The 18546-nt window shown below is 64.0% G+C and carries 21 protein-coding genes; 16 read left to right on the forward strand and 5 right to left on the reverse strand.

Annotation, left to right across the window (positions count from 1 at the left end):
• Positions 1-59 precede the first annotated feature (59 nt).
• The 15 genes from urtB to JQ587_RS15495 all read left to right on the forward strand — a co-directional run bounded on the left by urtB (position 60) and on the right by JQ587_RS15495 (position 13312).
• Entirely contained in the window at positions 60-1670 is a 1611-nt protein-coding gene (urtB, locus tag JQ587_RS15425; RefSeq protein ID WP_212425836.1) for an urea ABC transporter permease subunit UrtB, read from the forward strand.
• Positions 1667-2830 carry an urea ABC transporter permease subunit UrtC gene (gene urtC, locus JQ587_RS15430; RefSeq protein ID WP_212298372.1) on the forward strand — a complete coding sequence of 388 codons (1164 nt, stop codon included), beginning with the start codon at positions 1667-1669 and terminating at the stop codon, positions 2828-2830. Before urtB ends, urtC begins: the two co-directional genes overlap by 4 nt.
• 5 nt (positions 2831-2835) lie before the next feature.
• Complete coding sequence (urtD, locus tag JQ587_RS15435; protein ID WP_212425837.1) at positions 2836-3597, forward strand: urea ABC transporter ATP-binding protein UrtD; 762 nt, start codon at positions 2836-2838, stop codon at positions 3595-3597.
• A gap of 3 nt (positions 3598-3600) precedes the next feature.
• Positions 3601-4296: an urea ABC transporter ATP-binding subunit UrtE gene (urtE, locus tag JQ587_RS15440; protein ID WP_212298370.1), complete on the forward strand. Its 696-nt coding sequence runs from the start codon at positions 3601-3603 to the stop codon at positions 4294-4296.
• Between the two features lie 53 nt (positions 4297-4349).
• Positions 4350-5192: an urease accessory protein UreD gene (locus tag JQ587_RS15445; protein WP_212425838.1), complete on the forward strand. Its 843-nt coding sequence runs from the start codon at positions 4350-4352 to the stop codon at positions 5190-5192.
• A 24-nt stretch (positions 5193-5216) separates the two neighbouring features.
• A complete protein-coding gene (locus JQ587_RS15450; protein WP_007605424.1) occupies positions 5217-5519 on the forward strand; it encodes an urease subunit gamma in 303 nt (100 codons plus the stop codon).
• Positions 5520-5632: 113 nt separating this feature from the next.
• Positions 5633-5938 (forward strand): urease subunit beta, encoded by a 306-nt coding sequence (locus tag JQ587_RS15455; RefSeq protein WP_092227079.1) that lies wholly within the window; start codon positions 5633-5635, stop codon positions 5936-5938.
• 92 nt (positions 5939-6030) lie between these two features.
• A complete protein-coding gene (locus JQ587_RS15460; protein WP_212425839.1) occupies positions 6031-6498 on the forward strand; it encodes an endonuclease domain-containing protein in 468 nt (155 codons plus the stop codon).
• A 3-nt stretch (positions 6499-6501) separates the two neighbouring features.
• Entirely contained in the window at positions 6502-7041 is a 540-nt protein-coding gene (locus JQ587_RS15465; protein ID WP_212425840.1) for an HD domain-containing protein, read from the forward strand.
• Positions 7038-8753, forward strand: a complete 1716-nt coding sequence (ureC, locus tag JQ587_RS15470; protein ID WP_212425841.1) for an urease subunit alpha — start codon at positions 7038-7040, stop codon at positions 8751-8753. Before JQ587_RS15465 ends, ureC begins: the two co-directional genes overlap by 4 nt.
• Positions 8754-8897: 144 nt before the next feature.
• Positions 8898-9197 carry a putative quinol monooxygenase gene (locus JQ587_RS15475; RefSeq protein WP_212425842.1) on the forward strand — a complete coding sequence of 100 codons (300 nt, stop codon included), beginning with the start codon at positions 8898-8900 and terminating at the stop codon, positions 9195-9197.
• A 6-nt stretch (positions 9198-9203) separates the two neighbouring features.
• On the forward strand, positions 9204-9848 hold the full coding sequence (ureE, locus tag JQ587_RS15480; RefSeq protein ID WP_212425843.1) for an urease accessory protein UreE: 645 nt from the start codon (positions 9204-9206) through the stop codon (positions 9846-9848).
• Positions 9829-10557, forward strand: coding sequence for an urease accessory protein UreF (locus tag JQ587_RS15485; protein WP_212425995.1), 729 nt, complete (start codon positions 9829-9831; stop codon positions 10555-10557). Before ureE ends, JQ587_RS15485 begins: the two co-directional genes overlap by 20 nt.
• A gap of 157 nt (positions 10558-10714) precedes the next feature.
• On the forward strand, positions 10715-11338 hold the full coding sequence (gene ureG / locus JQ587_RS15490) for an urease accessory protein UreG (RefSeq protein ID WP_212298364.1): 624 nt from the start codon (positions 10715-10717) through the stop codon (positions 11336-11338).
• A 315-nt stretch (positions 11339-11653) separates the two neighbouring features.
• Positions 11654-13312, forward strand: a complete 1659-nt coding sequence (locus JQ587_RS15495) for a CHASE domain-containing protein (RefSeq protein WP_212425844.1) — start codon at positions 11654-11656, stop codon at positions 13310-13312.
• A 63-nt stretch (positions 13313-13375) separates the two neighbouring features.
• On the opposite strand, the gene JQ587_RS15500 is transcribed toward JQ587_RS15495, so the two are convergent.
• The 5 genes from JQ587_RS15500 to JQ587_RS15520 all read right to left on the reverse strand — a co-directional run bounded on the left by JQ587_RS15500 (position 13376) and on the right by JQ587_RS15520 (position 17543).
• Positions 13376-13984 carry a TetR/AcrR family transcriptional regulator gene (locus JQ587_RS15500; RefSeq protein ID WP_212425845.1) on the reverse strand — a complete coding sequence of 203 codons (609 nt, stop codon included), beginning with the start codon at positions 13982-13984 and terminating at the stop codon, positions 13376-13378.
• 125 nt (positions 13985-14109) lie between these two features.
• Positions 14110-15252, reverse strand: coding sequence for an OpgC domain-containing protein (locus JQ587_RS15505; protein WP_212298362.1), 1143 nt, complete (start codon positions 15250-15252; stop codon positions 14110-14112).
• A 188-nt stretch (positions 15253-15440) separates the two neighbouring features.
• On the reverse strand, positions 15441-15893 hold the full coding sequence (locus tag JQ587_RS15510) for a hypothetical protein (RefSeq protein ID WP_212298361.1): 453 nt from the start codon (positions 15891-15893) through the stop codon (positions 15441-15443).
• An 89-nt stretch (positions 15894-15982) separates the two neighbouring features.
• Complete coding sequence (locus tag JQ587_RS15515) at positions 15983-16354, reverse strand: ElaB/YgaM/YqjD family protein (protein ID WP_212298360.1); 372 nt, start codon at positions 16352-16354, stop codon at positions 15983-15985.
• A gap of 76 nt (positions 16355-16430) precedes the next feature.
• On the reverse strand, positions 16431-17543 hold the full coding sequence (locus JQ587_RS15520; protein WP_212425846.1) for an AI-2E family transporter: 1113 nt from the start codon (positions 17541-17543) through the stop codon (positions 16431-16433).
• Between the two features lie 206 nt (positions 17544-17749).
• Between JQ587_RS15520 and JQ587_RS15525 the strand changes: the two genes are divergently transcribed.
• On the forward strand, positions 17750-18532 hold the full coding sequence (locus JQ587_RS15525) for a L,D-transpeptidase (protein WP_212425847.1): 783 nt from the start codon (positions 17750-17752) through the stop codon (positions 18530-18532).
• The last annotated feature ends 14 nt before the right edge of the window (positions 18533-18546 follow it).

The following is an 18546-nucleotide window of genomic DNA, read 5'->3' on the forward strand; positions in this document are numbered from 1 at the left end:
CGACGGGAGAAGACGGCTATTCCGCCGTCTTCTCCCCACTTCTGCCGGGGTGATCCACAGTGCCAACCAATCTATCCGCTCGTCTCTGCACGCTCGTCCTCTCGCTAGTCTTAATCGCGTTCGCGCTGCCGGCCTTCGCCGGTCCGTTTGAGGATGCGGTCGCCAAATTCGCCAACGACGATTATTCCGACACGGAAGAAGCGATCGGTGCGGTCGCCAGCAGCGGCAACAAGCTCGCTTTCCCGATCATCAATGCGCTCCAGGACGGCCGCCTGATGGCCGACCCGGACAGCAAGAAGGTTTACGTCACCGGCACCGACGGCAAGTCGATCGACGCCGCGACCGGCGAGGCCGTCGCCAGCGTGCCTGACAGTGCCAGCGCCGTCCGGCTCAACAACCGCCTGCGCCGCAGTGTCGACGCTGCGCTCGGCAGCCTGACGCTGCAGTCGCCGGATCTCGGCGCGCGGCTCCAGGCCGCTCAATCCGTTTTCAAGTCGCATGAAGAGACGGCGCTCGACCCGGTCGAAAGCGCGCTCGCCAAGGAAACTAACCGATCGGCCAAGACTGCGCTCGGTGAAGCGCGCGCGGCGATCCTGCTGTTCAAGTCTGACGCCACGGAAGTGCAGAAGCTCGAGGCCGTCGCCACCATCAAGGCGCGCGGCGACCAGGAAGCGCTGGCGCTGCTGTCCGACATCGGCACCGACCAGCCGGCCTCCGTCGCGAAGGCTGCGACGAGCGCGATCGGCTCGATCCAGAATTCGCTGGCGGTCTGGTCCACGGTGCAGAACGCCTGGTACGGCCTGTCGCTCGGCTCGGTGCTGCTGCTCGCCGCGATCGGGCTCGCCATCACCTTCGGCGTGATGGGCGTCATCAACATGGCCCACGGCGAGATGGTGATGATCGGTGCCTACACCACCTTCGTGGTGCAGGAGGTGATCCGCACCCGCTATCCCGCTCTGTTCGACTATTCGCTGCTGATCGCCGTGCCGCTCGCCTTCCTCGTCGCCGGCGCCATCGGCGTGTTGATCGAGCGCAGCATCATCCGCTTCCTCTATGGTCGCCCCCTGGAGACGCTGCTCGCGACCTGGGGCCTGTCTCTGGTGCTGCAGCAGGCGGTGCGCACCATGTTCGGTCCGACCAATCGCGAGGTCGGCAACCCCTCCTGGATGAGCGGTGCATTTGATCTCGGGCAGATCACCATCACCTACAATCGGCTCTGGATCCTCGTCTTCACGCTTGCAGTGTTCATGATCTTGCTCGCCATGCTGCGCTACACAGCGCTTGGCCTGGAGATGCGCGCGGTGACGCAGAACAGGCGCATGGCCGCGTCCATGGGCATCGCCACCTCCCGCGTCGATGCGCTGACCTTCGGTCTTGGTTCGGGCATTGCCGGCATTGCCGGCGTGGCACTGTCGCAGATCGACAATGTCAGCCCCAATCTCGGCCAGAGCTACATCATCGACAGTTTCATGGTCGTGGTGTTCGGCGGGGTCGGCAATCTCTGGGGGACGCTGGTTGGCGCCTTCACGCTCGGCATCTCCAACAAGTTCCTGGAGCCGGTCGCCGGCGCGGTGCTCGGTAAGATCGCAATCCTGGTGCTGATCATCCTGTTCATTCAAAAGCGGCCGCGCGGCCTGTTCGCGCTCAAGGGCCGTGCGGTGGAAGCATGACCCCTCACATGCTGACGCGATCGCTGGACCGCGGCGCGGCGATTTTTCTTGCGATCGTCGCTGCCTGCGGCATCCTCATTCCGCTCTCCAACCTGCTGCTGCCGGCGGGCTCGTTTCTGCAGGTGCCGACCTATCTTGTCGCGCTCTGGGGCAAATACGTCTGCTACGCGATCCTGGCGCTCTCGATCGACCTGATCTGGGGCTATTGCGGCATTCTCTCGCTCGGCCACGGCGCCTTCTTCGCGCTCGGCGGCTACGCGATGGGCATGTACCTGATGCGGCAGATCGGCACCCGCGGCGTCTATGGCAATCCGATCCTGCCCGACTTCATGGTGTTCCTGAACTGGCAGAAGCTGCCCTGGTACTGGCACGGCTTCGACATGTTCTGGTTTGCCGCGCTGATGGTGCTGTTCGTGCCGGGGCTGCTCGCCTTCTGCTTCGGCTGGCTCGCCTTCCGCTCGCGCGTCACCGGCGTGTATCTCTCGATCATCACGCAGGCGATGACCTATGCGCTGCTGCTTGCCTTCTTCCGCAACGATTTCGGCTTCGGCGGCAATAACGGCCTGACCGATTTCAAGGACATCCTGGGCTTCAACGTCCAGGCCGAGGGCACGCGCGCCGCGTTGTTCGCGCTGAGTTGTTTGGCACTGATCTTCAGCTTCCTGATCTGCCGCTCGGTCGTGTCCTCCAAGCTCGGCAAGGTGCTGATCGCAATTCGCGACGCGGAATCGCGCAGCCGTTTCCTCGGCTACCGTGTCGAATCCTATAAGCTGTTCGTGTTCACGCTATCGGCCTGCATGGCCGGTGTTGCCGGCGCGCTCTACGTGCCGCAGGTCGGCATCATCAATCCATCCGAATTCGCACCGGGCAATTCGATCGAGGCGGTGATCTGGGTCGCGGTCGGCGGCCGTGGCACGCTGGTCGGCGCGGCCCTCGGCGCCATCGTCGTCAACTACGCCAAGACGTTCTTCACCTCCGGCGTGCTGGCGCCGTACTGGCTGTTCATGCTGGGTGCGCTGTTCATCCTGGTGACGCTGCTGTTGCCGAAGGGCATCGTTGGCACCTTCAACGCCTGGCGGGAGGCGTCGAGAGAGAGGCGCCCTGCTGCGGCGAGTGCGGCGGCCGAAGACGGCGTCACCGAACCCAAGATGGCGGAGTAGCGGTCATGAACGTCATGGATACCCGCGTGACCTCTGCGATGCTCTATCTCGACGGCGTGCACGTCTCGTTCGACGGCTTCCACGCCATCAACAATCTGTCGCTGACGCTCGAGCCCGGCGAGATGCGCGCCATCATCGGCCCGAACGGCGCCGGCAAGACCACGATGATGGACATCATCACCGGCAAGACCAGGCCGGACGAGGGGACCGTGCTGTTCGACGGCGTCACCGATTTGACGCGGCTGGACGAGACCCGCATCGCCGAGCTCGGCATCGGCCGCAAATTCCAGAAGCCGACGGTGTTCGAGAGTCAGACCGTGCAGGACAATCTCTTGCTCGCGCTCAATGTCGATCACAGCGTCAGGGGCACGCTGTTCTGGCGCGGCAGCAAGGCAGAGTCCGAGCGCATCGACAAGGTGCTGGAGACGATCCGCCTCACCGACGCCCGCAACCGCCTCGCCGGCAGCCTCAGTCACGGCCAGAAGCAGTGGCTCGAGATCGGCATGCTGCTGGCGCAGGATCCGAAGCTGCTGCTCGTCGACGAGCCTGTCGCAGGGATGACCGACGTCGAGACGCATCTCACCGCCGAGCTGCTGAAGGAGATCAATAAGACACACACCGTGATGGTGGTCGAGCACGACATGACGTTCGTGCGCGAGCTCGGCGTCAAGGTGACGTGTCTGCATGAAGGTGCGGTGCTCGCGGAAGGAACCATCGACCAGGTTTCGTCCAACGAGCGGGTCATCGAAGTCTATCTGGGACGCTGAGCGATGCTTGAGGTCAAGGACATCAACCTGTTCTACGGGGCGGCGCAGGCACTGCGTGGCGTCTCGATCGCGGCCGAGCCGGGCAAGGTGACCTGCGTGCTCGGGCGCAACGGCGTCGGCAAGACCTCGCTGCTGCGGGCCATGGTCGGCCAGTACCCGATTTCCTCGGGCGCGATCGTGTTCGACGGCAGCGACATCACCGGTCTCAAGCCCTATGAGCGGGCGCGCAAGGGCATCGGCTTCGTGCCGCAGGGCCGCGAGATCTTTCCGCTGCTGACGGTCGAGGAAAATCTCAAGACCGGCTTCGGCCCGCTCAAGCGCGAAGACAAGCACATTCCGGACGACGTGTTCTCGTTGTTTCCGGTGCTGGAGTCCATGCTCGGCCGGCGCGGCGGCGACCTCTCCGGCGGCCAGCAGCAGCAGCTCGCGATCGGGCGCGCGCTGGTAATGCGGCCAAAATTGCTCCTGCTAGACGAGCCGACCGAAGGTATCCAGCCCTCGATCATCAAGGACATCGGCCGGGCCATCTCCTACTTGCGCAACCTCGGCAACATCGCCATCGTGCTGGTCGAACAATATCTCGACTTTGCCTGCGAGCTCGGCGACAGTTTTGCGGTGATGGATCGCGGTGCGGTGAAATTTACCTGCGACCGCTCCAATCTCGACCCAAGCGAGATCAGCCGCCAGATGGCGCTGTAAGCCTGGACATCGTAGGCTTGTGAAATCCTGCCGCGGCCGGCTGGGGGAGACGGATGCGCAGCGACGTCCTAGTGACCTCTTTGGCAACATCTTCGGTGTTCGACGCCAATCGCGCCCGCGGCGCGGTGCGCTTCGACGTGCATGCCCGCGAGGGCGTGACGCGGCGCGGCGCTTTGCATGAGTCCGGCTCGCTTCGCGTGCGCTTTCCCTCGCCGGAGGACGATGGCCTGTCCGGTGTGTTCGTGAACACGGCCGGTGGTGTCGCCGGTGGCGATCGTTTCGATGTCGAGATCTCGGCCGCGGACGCCGCGCGCCTGACGCTGACCACGGCAGCCGCCGAAAAGGTCTATCGCGCGCCTGGGGCCGCGGCGCAGCTCAATATCTCGCTGAAAGCCGGCGCGGGCGCGCATCTTGGCTGGCTGCCGCAGGAGACGATCCTGTTCGACCGCGCCCGGGTGCATCGCCGTTTCGACATCGAGCTCGACGACGCCGCCTCGCTCCTGCTCTGCGAGATCGTCGTATTTGGCCGCACCGCGATGGGCGAGCGCGTGGAGCAGGGCGAGTTCGTCGACCGCTGGCGGTTGCGCCGTGGCGGCAGGTTGGTCTTCGCCGAGACGATCCGGCTCGACGGCAATATCGGCGCAAAACTCGCGCGAGCGGCGGTCGCCAAGGGTGGTGCTGCGATCGGCACGGCCCTGATCGTGCCCGGTGGCGAGGCGCTGGTCGAGCGCATTCGCGAGGCATCGGATCGTTTCGCCGGCGAGGTCGGGATCTCCGCGTGGAATGGCTTTGCAATCGCGCGGTTCTGTGCCCAAGATGCGGCGCGTTTGCGCGCCGACATGATGACCGTGCTGGCGCGCACCGGCGCCGCGCTGCCCCGGCTGTGGTTGAATTGACGTGTTGAACGGAAGAGATTCTTCATGAACCTGTCTCCCCGCGAAAAGGACAAGCTTCTGATCTCGATGGCGGCCATCGTGGCCCGCCGCAGGCTCGACCGCGGCGTCAAGCTGAATCATCCCGAGGCGATCGCCATCATCTCCGATTTCATCCTCGAAGGCGCGCGCGACGGCCGGACCGTCGCCGAGTTGATGCAATCCGGCGCGCAAGTCCTCACCCGCGACCAGGTGATGCCGGGCATTCCCGAGATGATCCACGATATCCAGGTCGAGGCGACGTTCCCCGACGGCACCAAGCTCGTCACCGTGCACGAACCGATCAGGTAGCTTGAGTTCGTCATTCCGAGGCGCCCAAGGGCGAACCCGGAATCCAGAGGTTTTTAGTTTCGAGATTCCGGGTTCTCGCTTCGCGCGCCCCGGAATGACGGAGGAAGACAGACATGATTCCCGGTGAACTCTTCATCCAGGACGGCGAGATCGAACTCAATGCCGGCCGCAAGACGGTGACGCTGACGGTGGCCAACACCGGCGACCGCCCGATCCAGGTCGGCTCGCACTACCATTTCTTCGAGACCAATCCGGCCTTGAAGTTCGACCGCAAGAAGTCCCGCGGCATGCGCCTCGACATCGCCGCCGGCACCGCCGTCCGCTTCGAACCCGGCCAGACTCGCGACGTCCAGCTGGTCGCGCTCGCGGGGAAGAAGACGATCTACGGCTTCCGTGGCGACGTGATGGGGAAGCTGTGACGTAAGCCGAGGCGAGTGCCGTGATCTACAGTGAGGTGAGCACGCCGGTCGGGCTCCCTCCCCCCTTGCGGGGGAGGGCTGGGGAGAGGGGTATGCCGCACGACGAGGTCCCTCAGTTCCAAAGAAGCCGCGCCAAGCGACTGAGGCGCGCGATGACTCGCGCGGAGACGTTGCTGTGGCGTTACCTGAAGGCAGATCGACTCGCGGGCCTGGCCTTTCGCCGTCAGACCCCCATGGGCAACTACATCGCCGATTTCGTTGCCCATTCCTGCAAGCTCATCGTTGAGGTCGATGGCGAGAGCCACGACTTCGAAGAGCGCATCCGTCACGATGAACGGCGCGACCAATGGTTCGTATCCCGTGGATATCGCGTGCTGCGGTTCACCAACGACGATGTGATGAAAAATCTCGAGGGTGTTGTTCTTTCAATTGCCGAGGCGGCGGAGCAAGCGGCACCCCTCTCCCTAACCCTCCCCCGCAAGGGGGGAGGGAACCCTTCCAGCGATGCGTCCCTGACTGACGATGAGAGTGGCGCGTCTCACGGCGTCGAGGAGGTTTGACGCGTGCTGCCCGCCGTCCACCTCATCTCCGAAGCTGCTGAGCTGGCCGCGCGCCGGCACAATGGCATGGCGCGCAAGGGGCGTGGTGACGAGCCTTACGTCAATCATCTGGCCGAAGTGGCAAATCTGCTTGCGACAGTCACGGGCGGTCGGGACGCCGATCTGGTGGCCGTGGGCTGGCTGCACGATACGATCGAAGACACGGCCACCACGCAGGAAGAGCTTGCGGATAAGTTCAATCCACACGTTGCGAGCCTCGTGGCGGAAGTAACCGACGACATGCGGCTGCCGAAGAGCACGCGTCGTCAGTTGCAGATTGTAGATGCGCCGGGAAAGTCACCCGGAGCTAAGCTGGTCAAGATCGCCGACAAGATCAGCAACATCCGTGCGCGCATTCATTCCGATCCTAGCCAGGAAGAGCGCGAAGATCTCGCCGACTATGTCGAATGGGCTGAAAAAGTTGTTGCGGGTTGCCGTGGCGGCAACGCGACGCTCGACCAACTGTTCGACGACACCGTCAAGCTTGCAAGGAGTTCACTGTGAGCACGAAAATCAAACGTTCCGTCTATGCCGACATGTTCGGCCCGACCACCGGTGACAAGGTGCGGCTGGCCGACACCGATCTGATCATCGAGGTCGAGAAGGACTTCACCACCTATGGCGAGGAGGTGAAATTTGGCGGCGGCAAGGTGATCCGCGACGGCATGGGGCAGTCGCAGGTGACCAACAAGCAGGGCGCGGCCGACACCGTCATCACCAATGCGCTGATCGTCGATCACTGGGGCATCGTGAAAGCCGACGTCGCGATCAAGGACGGCATGATTTCCGCGATCGGCAAGGCCGGCAATCCCGACATCCAGCCCGGTGTGACCATCATCATCGGTCCCGGCACCGATGTGATCGCGGGCGAAGGAAAAATTCTCACCGCCGGCGGCTTCGACAGCCACATCCATTTCATCTGCCCGCAGCAGATCGAGCACGCGCTGATGTCCGGCGTGACTTCGATGCTGGGCGGCGGCACTGGCCCCTCGCACGGCACCTTTGCCACCACCTGCACGCCCGGTCCCTGGCACATGGGGCGGATGATCCAGTCGTTCGACGCCTTCCCGGTCAATCTCGGCATCTCCGGCAAGGGCAACGCCTCACGTCCCGCCGCGCTGATCGAGATGATCAAGGGCGGCGCCTGCGCGCTGAAGCTGCATGAGGATTGGGGCACGACGCCGGCCGCGATCGACAATTGCCTGTCGGTGGCGGACGATTACGACATCCAGGTCATGCTGCATTCCGACACGCTGAACGAGTCCGGCTTCGTCGAGGACACCATCAAAGCGTTCAAGGGTCGCACCATTCACGCCTTCCACACCGAGGGCGCCGGCGGCGGCCATGCGCCCGACATCATCAAGGTCGCCGGCCTGAAGAACGTGCTGCCGTCCTCGACCAACCCGACGCGCCCCTTCACCCGCAACACGATCGACGAGCATCTGGACATGCTGATGGTGTGCCACCATCTCGATCCCTCGATTGCGGAGGATCTCGCCTTCGCCGAAAGCCGCATCCGCAAGGAGACCATCGCGGCTGAGGACATCCTGCACGATCTCGGTGCGCTCTCGATGATGTCCTCGGACTCACAGGCGATGGGTCGCCTCGGCGAAGTCATCATCCGGACCTGGCAGACCGCCGACAAGATGAAGAAGCAGCGCGGGTCGTTGCCGCAGGACAAGGGCAAGGACAACGACAATTTCCGCGTCAAGCGCTACATCGCCAAATACACCATCAACCCCGCGATCGCGCATGGCGTGTCAAAGCTGATCGGCTCGGTGGAGAAAGGCAAGCTTGCCGATCTCGTGCTGTGGTCGCCGGCCTTCTTCGGCGTCAAGCCGGACTGCATCGTCAAGGGCGGGACCATTGTCGCGGCGCCCATGGGCGATCCCAATGCCTCGATCCCAACGCCCCAGCCGGTGCACTATCAGCCGATGTTCGGCGCCTTCGGCAAGGCGCGCACGGCGTCGTCCGTGGTGTTCACCTCGAAGGCCGCGGTTACCGGCGGTCTCGCGCGGAAGCTCGGCATCGAGAAGAAGCTCTATGCGGTCCAGAACACCCGCAGCAAGATCTCGAAGAAGAGCATGATCCACAACGACGCCACGCCAAATATCGAGGTCGATCCGGAGACCTATGAGGTGCGCGCCGACGGCGAGTTGCTGACCTGTCCGCCCGCCGAGGTGCTGCCGATGGCGCAGCGATATTTCATGTACTGAAATAGCGCCTCAACGCATGTCCCCAAAGCATTCCCGATTGCATGCCTCGGGGGCGGCTTTTTCCGGTTTTGCGTTCGATCCCGGCTGGTCTAATGTCCCGCCCGGTATCTAACCCTTCAGAAGAAAAAGCCGGGAGGATTTCTCGTGATCTACGTCGTTGCGACCTTGACCATCAAGCCCGAAACGCGTGCCGAATTCATTGCGGCCGCTATTGCCTGCATCAAGGAGACTCGGAAAGAGCCCGGCAACATTGCCTACGACCTGCATGAGAGCGTCACCGACCCCAGCAAGGTGGTGTTCGTCGAGCAGTGGGAGAACATGGAAGCGCTGGGGCCGCATCGCGCCGCCGAACACATGAAGACGTTCGGCCGGGTCGCCGTAAAATGCTTCGCGGCGCCGCCAAAGATCGAATACATCACGCCCGAGAAGGTCGAGACGAGGTAACAGCGCATGATCCGGGCGACGCAGGTTAAGGGACAGCACCGCTTCACCGAAACGCCGGCCGATACGGTCGTGCTCGATTTCGACGATCGGCACCGCCGCCGCATGGCGATGACGGGAACGCGGGGGCTGAACTTCTTGCTCGACCTGGAGAACGCCGTCGCGCTCCGGGGCGGCGATGCGCTGGTACTGGAGGACGGAAGGCTGGTCGAAGTGGTTGCGGCGCCCGAGCCGCTGCTCGAGATCCGCGGCCGCGACCCGCACCACCTCATCCGCGTCGCCTGGCACCTCGGCAATCGCCATTTGCCGACACAACTCATGGCCAAAGCCCTGCGTATCCGCCGGGATCACGTCATCGAAGCCATGGTGAAGGGGCTCGGTGCGAAGGTGATCGAGATCGAGGCGCCGTTCGATCCCGAAGGCGGCGCTTACGCCGAGGCCGGCCACGCGCATGGACACGATGACCATGCGCATCACGATCATGCACATCATGATCACGGTCACCACGATCATGGCCATCATCACCATGATCATCACGGCCACGACCATCATCATGCCGCGCATGACCATGGGCACGATCATCATCACCACGATGAGCATTGCGACCATCCCGACCATCACCACGGCCACAAGCATGCTCACGACCACAAATGAGCCCGTCGGTGCCGGCGACCTCGCCGAGCGCGAGGCGGCGGCGCTGTACCGGCTGATGACGTGGCTGTCGCCGGCGTTTCCCGTCGGCGGCTTCTCTTATTCCAGCGGTATCGAGTGGGCGGTCGAAGCCGGAGACATCACGGACATTGCCACGCTCGCCGACTGGCTCGATGCCATGCTTGGTGACGGTTCGGGCTTTTGCGACGCGACGTTTCTGGTCCACGCCTATCGTGCCGCCGATGCCGGCGAAGGCACGTCCTTGAACGACATCGCCGAGCTCGCTGCCGCCTTCGTGCCGTCGCGCGAGCGGCAACTGGAGACGACCTCGCAGGGCCGCGCCTTCATCGACATCACCCGCGCCGCGTGGGATGCGGACGGTCTGGATGCGACGGTCGCGGCGTGCCGCACGCCAATGGTCTATCCCGTCGCCGTCGGCGTCGTCGCCGCCTTGCACGGCGTGCCGCTGGCGCCAACGCTGCACGCCTTCCTGCACGCGCTGGTCTCGAACTGGATCTCGGCGGCAAGCCGGCTCATTCCGCTCGGGCAGACCGACAGCCAGCGTGTGCTGGTGTCGCTGGAAGCCGCCGTCGCCGCGACGGCCAACCGGGCGCTGAGCGCGACGCTGGACGATCTCGGCGGCGCGACCTTCCGCGCCGATCTCGCCAGCCTGCGGCACGAGGCGCAATATACTCGGCTGTTCAGGTCATGAGAGGCGTGAAATCTAACCGCTCGTCGTCCCGGCGAAGGCCGAAACCCATAACCACAAATGTGTGTGGTTATGGCAGGACGCAGCCACAGCCTGTCCCATCAATTGAGTTCGGTGGCTATGGGTCCCGGCCTTCGCCGGGACGACATTAGGAGAGAGTATGTCGAAATCTCACGGCCCCTTGCGTGTCGGCGTCGGCGGCCCCGTTGGATCGGGCAAGACCGCGCTGATGGATCTGCTCTGCAAGACCATGCGCGAGCGCTACGATATCGCCGCGATCACCAATGACATCTATACGAAATGGGATGCGGAATTCCTTGTGCGTTCGGGTTCGCTGACGCCGGACCGCATCGCCGGCGTCGAGACCGGCGGTTGCCCGCACACCGCGATCCGCGAGGATGCCTCGATGAATCTCGCCGCAGTGGCTGACATGCGCGCGAAATTCCCCGGCCTCGACCTGGTGCTGATCGAATCCGGCGGTGACAATCTCGCTGCCACTTTTTCCCCGGAACTCGCCGACCTCACCATCTATGTCATCGACGTTGCCGCCGGCGACAAGATTCCATCCAAGGGCGGCCCCGGTATCACCCGTTCCGACCTCCTGGTCATCAACAAGATCGACCTCGCGCCCCATGTCGGGGCGTCCCTCGAGAAGATGAACACCGACGCCAAACGCATGCGCGGCGAGCGCCCCTTCGTCATGACCAATCTGAAGAAGAGCGAGGGGCTCGACCGCATCGTCGGCTTCATTGAAACCAAAGGTGGACTGAAGCGAGCGGGTTGAGACGGGCGGCCCGACGGGCCGCGGCGACATGGCACAGGCATTTTCCGCCGTTAAGGTCTGAGGCAAAGCGGGCCGGACGGAACAAATTTCGGACATGGCGATTGTCTACCTCCGGTGCCCGGGGCAAAGCCGCGATTGGCCAGACGATCGGCCGGGCGGATTAAGCTTTTTGGGCGACCCAAGTTGCGTACAGATGCCTCCTCCGTCATTATCTCTGCCACTGGGCTCCACCCCTGTTTCGGTACATGGCCGTTCGAGCGGCGTTGATATGCTCCGTGTTTATTGCCGACCTCCTGCGTTCGCCTGAGTAGTCGCGTGGTCCGGCTGGGTTTCATCATCGGCTTCATCGCTCTGCTCGGAGCCTTGCTCTCAGGGCTGGCGGCTTATCGCGTCCACGACCAGGAGCTGGCGCTGGACCGGATTGCGCTGGCGCGCGCGATCGACGTTCATGCGAGCCTGGTCCAGGACAGGTCGACCGAGCGTGAGCTGCTGGCGCGTGTCGCCTCAGGCCTGTTCCGCGCGCCGTCGGTGCTGAAGCCCAACATGCTGGAGCCACTGCGGTCGGCGATCTACGCCTTCAAGACAGATTTCGTGGTGGCTGGCTGGGTCGCCCGGCTGCAACCGCGCGAGCTCGGCGCGGCGCAGACCGCGATTGCGGCCGCCGGCTTTCCCAAGCCGCAGATCCGCGACTACAACGACAAGCCGATCGACCCGGCGAGCCTGACCCAGCCGATCGACGTGCTGATGGACCTCGAGCCGCGCAGCGACGAGACCAAGACGTTGCCGGGCCGCAGCTATGATGACGACCCGGTTCGCAGCGCGATGCTGACGCGGGCGAGGGTCGAGAAGCGGTCGGTCGCCTCCGACCCCATACCGCTCTTGCGCGGCAGCGGGCCGATCGGCGTCATCGTCGCGGCTCCCGTCATTCCCGAGGGTGCGACCGAGCCGGTCGGCTTCGTCACCTTTTCGTACGAGTTGGCCTCGCTGATGTTGACCAATGACGATCTGTCGTTGTTCTCTGTCGCGCTCAAGGATCCGCGCAAGGAAGGCAGCGAGCTCGTCGCCAACGACCAGGGTGTCGTCTCCACCCGCATGACGACGCCGGACGGGCCTGCACCGTCAGCGACGCGCACCGTGAGCTTTGGTGGCCGTGACTGGCAGCTCGGCTATTACGCCAAGACCAATTCGGCGCGGCGTGCCGAGCAGACCGCGATCATCGTTGCGGCGATCGGCTTCGCCATCACGGCGATGGTGTGCGGCCTGTTCGGCTACGTCGCCTACAACAATCTGAGACTCAGCCGCGAGATCCAGGTCCGGATCGGCTTCGAGCGGCGGCTGACGGCTGTCATCGACGAGCTCAACCACCGCGTCAAGAACATCCTCGCGGTGATCCAGTCGATCGTCACGCGCACGCTGCGCCACGGCTCGGACATCGATGTGGCGCGTGAGCTCTTGATCGGCCGCATCCACGCCATGTCCAACGTGGTGTCCCTGCTCAGCGAGAGCCAGTGGCAGGGCGTCAAGCTGAAAGGCCTGTTCGAGGCGCGCGCCATTCCGCATGCCGATCGCATCGCCGTCAGCGGTCCGGACATCGCAGTCAGCGCGCGTGCCGCCCAAAGCCTGTCGCTGCTGTTCTTCGAGCTGGCCTCGCATTCGGACGAAGGCCTGTCGCTGGTCGGCAAGCATCCGCACATCACCGCGAACTGGACGGTGACGGGCGAGGAGCCGGAGACGGTGTTTCATTTCCGCTGGGAGGAGTTCAACACCAGCGAGGCGACGCGCCGGCCGGATTCGGATTTCGGCTTGATCCTGCTCGATCGCGTCGCGCCCGAGGCGCTCGGCGGCACCGCCAAGCGCTACTTCACCGATGTTTCCTACGTTTATGAGCTGATAGCGCCGATGGAAACGGTCGTTGACATGACCGAACGCGACCGCACGGACAAGATTTCTGCGCCGGTCAGGCCGGCGAAGTAAATCGCACCGGATGCTGATTTGGCGGCTTTCCTAACGCGGATCGCCACGTCCTGCTTAAATGCCTCAGCTCTTCGGCCTCAACACCAGGTCGACCAGGTTGCGCGCATAGGTCGGCGTGATCGGCGCGATGCCGAAGACGTAGCGATAGAACAGGCTGCCATAGATCGCGTCGTAGAGATCCTCCGCCGGCCCGCCGGCCTGGATGCTGCCGTCGCGCTGGCCGGTCGCGATCATCTCTACCAGCGCGTCGCGCCGGAACTGGAGATAGCGCGTATAGAACAGCTCGGCTGAGCCGGTCTTGGAAATGCATTCGGAGATGACGGCAAGCTGCACCTTGCCGAACTCGCTTTGCAAGGCTTCGGCATAGGCGGCGGCATGGCGGCGCGCGCGCGTCGCGGGCGTGCCCGCGCTCACCGGGGGCAGCGGCAGCATTTGGGCTGCGTGATGGAGAAAGGCGTCGATCAGCAGCGCCTCCCGCGACGGCCACCATTTGTAGATCGTCATCTTGGAGACGTTGGAGTGGCGCGCGACCGCATCGATCGTCGTCGCGGCAAGGCCGGTCGTGGCCATCAGCGCATAGGCGCTCTCGAGGATGGCGTTGGTGGTCTCGATCGAGCGCGGCCGGCCGCGCCGGGGTGCACCCTCGGCTGCATCAGACGTGCCTTTCGCCATGATCAAGCCGGTCTCCTTAGCGACGAGCCGCGGGTCGCTGCGGCCGTTCCGTCTCGCATAGCGCAGGAGCGGCGCCCGGCCTAGCGGAATCGCGCGGCTTGGCGAGCGCGTTTTCGAGCCGGGCTCTAAGCCCGCTGCCGCAAGGCCGCCGGCTCGTCCTGCCGCTTCGACCAGGAGATATAATAGGCCACCGCGGTCATCGCCGCGAAACCGGCAAGGCTCACCCCGATCTGCATCACGACCAGATTGGCGCCGGTGATCAGGATGAGATGGCCGGCGAAGGACAGGAATACGCCGACGCAGAACACGGCGAGCCATTCCTCGCCGCATTTGATCACCATCTGGAGCGGCTTCAGTTGCAGCCCCGGATGGCCGGCCGGAATGTAATGGGTTGCGATAAAGGCAAGCGCAAGGAAATGGAGCACGCGATAGGGCGCGAGGTTTTCCTTGTCGGTCGGTGTGATGCCGTTGAGCACGATGTCCGGCAGATAGGCGGACAATGCGGGTGAATGGCGCATCAAGGTGATGGCCATCGCCGACACCAGATAGGCACCCGCGAGCGCGCGGAGCCAGGACAGGTTGCGCAAGCCGCGGCCTGAGGCGCCGGTGACGGCGAACCAGCCGCCCAGCACCATCAGCATCTGCCAGCAGAACGGATTGAACGTCCATTCCCGGTCAGGATAAGCGTGAAAATTCCAACCGAACCAGCGCGCCGCGAGATACAGCGCGACCGATGCGGCCAGCGTCAGGTTCGGGTGTCGCAGCAGACCCCACAAGGCGAACGGAAAGAACGCCATTAGCGGAATCATCAGCTGTAGAAGGTCGAGGTTGAGCGGCTCTTCCTGGAGCACCAATCCCTGGACCAGGATGCGCAGCGGGTGCTCGAGAATTCCCGAGATATTGTATTCCTCAATGATTTCCGGCGCCATCGATTGTGAGGCGACATAGGCGATGGTGTCGATGTAGAGCACGAACAGCACGACATAGGCGGCATAGAGCCGCCACACGCGGCGGAAGATGCGGGTCGCGGCGACGATATAGCCGCGCTCCAGCGTCATCCTGCCGTGGATGATGGCGACGCCATAGCCCACCACGAACACGAACAGGTCGGCCGCGCCGCTGAAACCGAAATTGCGTAGCGTCAGCAGATTGACGACATTGTTCGGGATGTGGTCGACGAAGACCGACCAATTGGCAATGCCGAGCGTCAAATAGAGCCTGGCGTCGTGCTGGAATGCGGCAAGGTTCGCCTTGACGGACGGTTTCATCGCGGAAAATGACTTCTGGAATCAGGGGCGATGCTTTTAGCGGCAACCGCCTGCCTATCCGAGTAGCGTTTGCGTGAGCGGAGTGGATTGACCGCGCCTGATGAATTATTGCGCAGAGGCGGGCCGTTGAACTCCAACCGGCCCGCTCGTCCAGCCTGCGGCGCAACTTTCTTAATGTGGCATTGCCCTCACTCGGCCGGTTCAGCCGAAGGCTCGTCCGTCGTGCCGACGCGGCTTGCCATGATTCCCAGCGCGACGCCGCCGATCGCAAGGATCGGCAGCAGCCGCTTGACCCCGATAGCGCGCACGATCTGCAAGCCTGTTGCGATCAGCATGGGGTCAGCAAGCATGCTGGGAGCCGCCTTCGCGGCGCGCTCGGCGGCGATGCGCGCGCGCGTCCGAATTTCCCGCTTGTAACCCCAATAGCTCCCTGCGGCGGCGAGCGTCAGCAAGAAGAAGATGCCGGCGCCCGCGAGGCAGGCCGGCACGGGGCCGTATTTCTCCAGCACCGAGATGAAGGCCGCCGCACAGAGGAAGCAGGTGGTGATGAACAGCGCGAACGCTGCGCCCGCCGCCAGCGAGGTCAGCCGCACGGTCGTGCCAGTCGATGTGCTGATGCCGTCGATGATGCGCTGAAACACGGTCTTGCTCCTCGGATCCCCACAAGCCAATTCGTCACCAGCCGGTCACGGCGGCGTAGCCGTCGTGGCCTCAAAATCCTTTGCGCGCTCTAGCGGCGCCAGGCAAAACCGATCAGGAAGCCGATGCCGAGCGCAACACCGACGGTCGCGAGCGGCCGCTGCGTGATTGCGTCTTCCAACGTCTCCTCGAGCGAGCCGTAGGCATCCTGTGCCGCGTCCATCATTGCGCTACCGCGCTCCGAGAAGTCGTCGAGCGTCGAATCCATGTTGTCGCGCGCCTGTTTGTAGCCACGCCGGGCCTGCTTGCCCGTGGCGTTGGCAAACGTATTGAGCGCATCGGTGATCTGGTCGGTGAGGGCGGCGATATCGCTTTTCACGGCTGTTACATCCTTCTCGAGGCGTTCTGCGGTGGCTTTGTCGATCCAGTCTCTCATCCCGGTTTCGTCACTGGTTATGGACATCGGGGGGCTCCAAAACTGTCGGCGGAGATAGCCGGAAAACGCCTCGTCTTCCGGTAAGTTCCGTTCGCGGCAGCCGTCACTCCTGCGGCAGCTGCGGCGAATTCTCCGGCAAGAGATGCTCCTTCAGGATCAATCCGACGATCAGCAGCGGAGACGACAGGAATGCGCCCATCGGCCCCCATAGCCAGGTCCAGAAGGCCAGCGCGACGAACACGGCGAGCGCATTCAGCGCCAGCCTGCGGCCGATGATGGTCGGCGTGACGAAATGTCCTTCCAGGAAAGTGATGCCGCCGAAGGCGATCGCCGCGGCGAGGCCACCGCCGATCGTCGGGAAGGCCAGAATACCGACGACGGCCAATATGAGGAACATCGCGACCGGCCCGATGATCGGAATGAAGTTGAGCGTTGCCGCGAGGGCGCCGAGGCCGGCCGGATTGGGCATGCCCGTAATCGCGCAAACGACACCGGCGGCAATGCCCACGCCGATATTGATGACGGTCACCGTCAGCAGATAGTTACCGAGATGGACTTCGATCTCGTTCAGGATCCGCAGCGTGCGCAGCCGGGCGTCGCGCTCACCGAACGTCATGATCAGCGCGCGCCGCAGGTCGCGCCAGCTCGCGATGAACAGGATCAGGGTGGCGAAGAACAGCAGGAATTCGGTAAAGGTCGGCGACAGGAATTCGAGCGTCGGCTGCACCCATTCGATCTTGGGGAGCTGGAGGCTCGGCAGCGCTTCGGAGCCGCCCACCATGATTTGAAGCTCCTGCCACAGCGCGAGAGGTCGGTCGAAGACGTGCATCTTGCCCTTGAGCTGGCCGGCGAGGTCCGGCAGGCGTGAGCTCCAATCCATCACCGGTGAGGCGATGAGTGCGACGATGAAAGCGACGATCGCGCTCACGGCGGCCACGATCAGCACGGCGCCGACAGCTCGCGGCACCCTTCGCTTTTCCAGGAAGGTTGCGGCCGGTGACAGCATGGTACCGGCGACGACAGCCATCACCACCGGCAGGAAGAACGCTTTAGCGACGTAGAGCACGGCGACGACGGCGATCACGAGCAGGCCGGCCAGCGCAAAGGCAACGAATTCGGTGCGCCGGATTATCGGCGGCAATTCGCTGTGGCTGTCGGGAAGCGGGGTACCCTCGTCGGGCCCGGAAATCAGTCGTTCACTGGGAAGGACGCGCACAATCTCTCTCCCGCACGGAAGCCTCCGCGCGCCCATGAATGTCGGGAAAACGCGCGAGAACGGTCGGGGTTCCATCGCGGCTTCGTGAAGTTGGGGTCGCTTGACTGTGACTCGGCTGGCGCACACGGCGTCGGAACTTGAGTCGGCACTCCCGCGTTGACGGGACAGCAGCATCACCCAGATGCACACATCCAACGGGGCAGCACATGACAACGTTCTCCGTAGTCCGCCGCAGCTTCTCGCCGCGCGTCGTCACCGCTTGTGCATTCGCGACCACTTTGCTGACCGTGCCGTGCGCGGCTCAGGCACAAACGCTCGGCTATGCGCCGATGCAGCCGCAGGCGTATCAGCAGGATCCGGCCTATTCGCAGGGCTATGCAAGCGAAGCGCCGCAGGCCGCCGACGAGGATGCAGTGTTGCCGGATCGTCTCCGCCGCCAGGTCGTGAGCTTCGACCGCAATGAGCCGGCCGGCACCATCGTGATCGATACCGCCAACACCTATCTCTATTACGTGCTCGGTAACGGGCGTGCCATGCGCTACGGCGTCGGCGTCGGCCGCGAGGGCTTCACCTGGTCGGGCGTGCAGAGCATCAGCCGCAAGGCGGAATGGCCTGATTGGCATCCGCCGGCAGAGATGATCGCGCGCCAGCCCTATCTGCCGCGCTTCGTGGCCGGCGGGCCCGGCAATCCGCTGGGTGCGCGTGCAATGTATCTCGGCTCAAGCGAGTACCGCATCCACGGCACCAACGATCCCACCACGATCGGCAAGTTCGTCTCCTCCGGCTGCATCCGCCTCACCAATGAGGATGTCACCGACCTGTTCAGCCGGGTCAATCTCGGCGCCAAGGTCGTGGTGTTGCCGAAGAACGCGCCGCTGATGGCGCGTGGCGGCGATAAGGGCGGTGAATCCTGGCGCAAGCGGCCGGCGGCGACGCCGCTGCCCGCGGGGCGCCAGGCGCTGAACATCTCGGCGTCGTCGGTGGACTAGGAGTTGGGTGAGGT

Origin of the sequence: Bradyrhizobium manausense (genome assembly GCF_018130615.1) — a bacterium.
GTDB classification, from domain to species: domain Bacteria; phylum Pseudomonadota; class Alphaproteobacteria; order Rhizobiales; family Xanthobacteraceae; genus Bradyrhizobium; species Bradyrhizobium manausense_A.

What these genes read in the sequence shown, in the direction of transcription:
- JQ587_RS15485 (WP_212425995.1), top strand. Translation starts at nt 9,829, where the DNA reads ATGCTCACGACCACAAATGAGCCCGTCGGTGCCGGCGACCTCGCCGAG.
- JQ587_RS15445 (WP_212425838.1), top strand. Translation starts at nt 4,350, where the DNA reads ATGCGCAGCGACGTCCTAGTGACCTCTTTGGCAACATCTTCGGTGTTC.
- JQ587_RS15505 (WP_212298362.1), bottom strand. Translation starts at nt 15,252, where the DNA reads ATGAAACCGTCCGTCAAGGCGAACCTTGCCGCATTCCAGCACGACGCC.
- urtD (WP_212425837.1), top strand. Translation starts at nt 2,836, where the DNA reads ATGAACGTCATGGATACCCGCGTGACCTCTGCGATGCTCTATCTCGAC.
- ureE (WP_212425843.1), top strand. Translation starts at nt 9,204, where the DNA reads ATGATCCGGGCGACGCAGGTTAAGGGACAGCACCGCTTCACCGAAACG.
- JQ587_RS15460 (WP_212425839.1), top strand. Translation starts at nt 6,031, where the DNA reads ATGCCGCACGACGAGGTCCCTCAGTTCCAAAGAAGCCGCGCCAAGCGA.
- urtE (WP_212298370.1), top strand. Translation starts at nt 3,601, where the DNA reads ATGCTTGAGGTCAAGGACATCAACCTGTTCTACGGGGCGGCGCAGGCA.
- JQ587_RS15500 (WP_212425845.1), bottom strand. Translation starts at nt 13,984, where the DNA reads ATGGCGAAAGGCACGTCTGATGCAGCCGAGGGTGCACCCCGGCGCGGC.
- JQ587_RS15515 (WP_212298360.1), bottom strand. Translation starts at nt 16,354, where the DNA reads ATGTCCATAACCAGTGACGAAACCGGGATGAGAGACTGGATCGACAAA.
- urtC (WP_212298372.1), top strand. Translation starts at nt 1,667, where the DNA reads ATGACCCCTCACATGCTGACGCGATCGCTGGACCGCGGCGCGGCGATT.
- ureG (WP_212298364.1), top strand. Translation starts at nt 10,715, where the DNA reads ATGTCGAAATCTCACGGCCCCTTGCGTGTCGGCGTCGGCGGCCCCGTT.
- JQ587_RS15455 (WP_092227079.1), top strand. Translation starts at nt 5,633, where the DNA reads ATGATTCCCGGTGAACTCTTCATCCAGGACGGCGAGATCGAACTCAAT.
- JQ587_RS15450 (WP_007605424.1), top strand. Translation starts at nt 5,217, where the DNA reads ATGAACCTGTCTCCCCGCGAAAAGGACAAGCTTCTGATCTCGATGGCG.
- JQ587_RS15525 (WP_212425847.1), top strand. Translation starts at nt 17,750, where the DNA reads ATGACAACGTTCTCCGTAGTCCGCCGCAGCTTCTCGCCGCGCGTCGTC.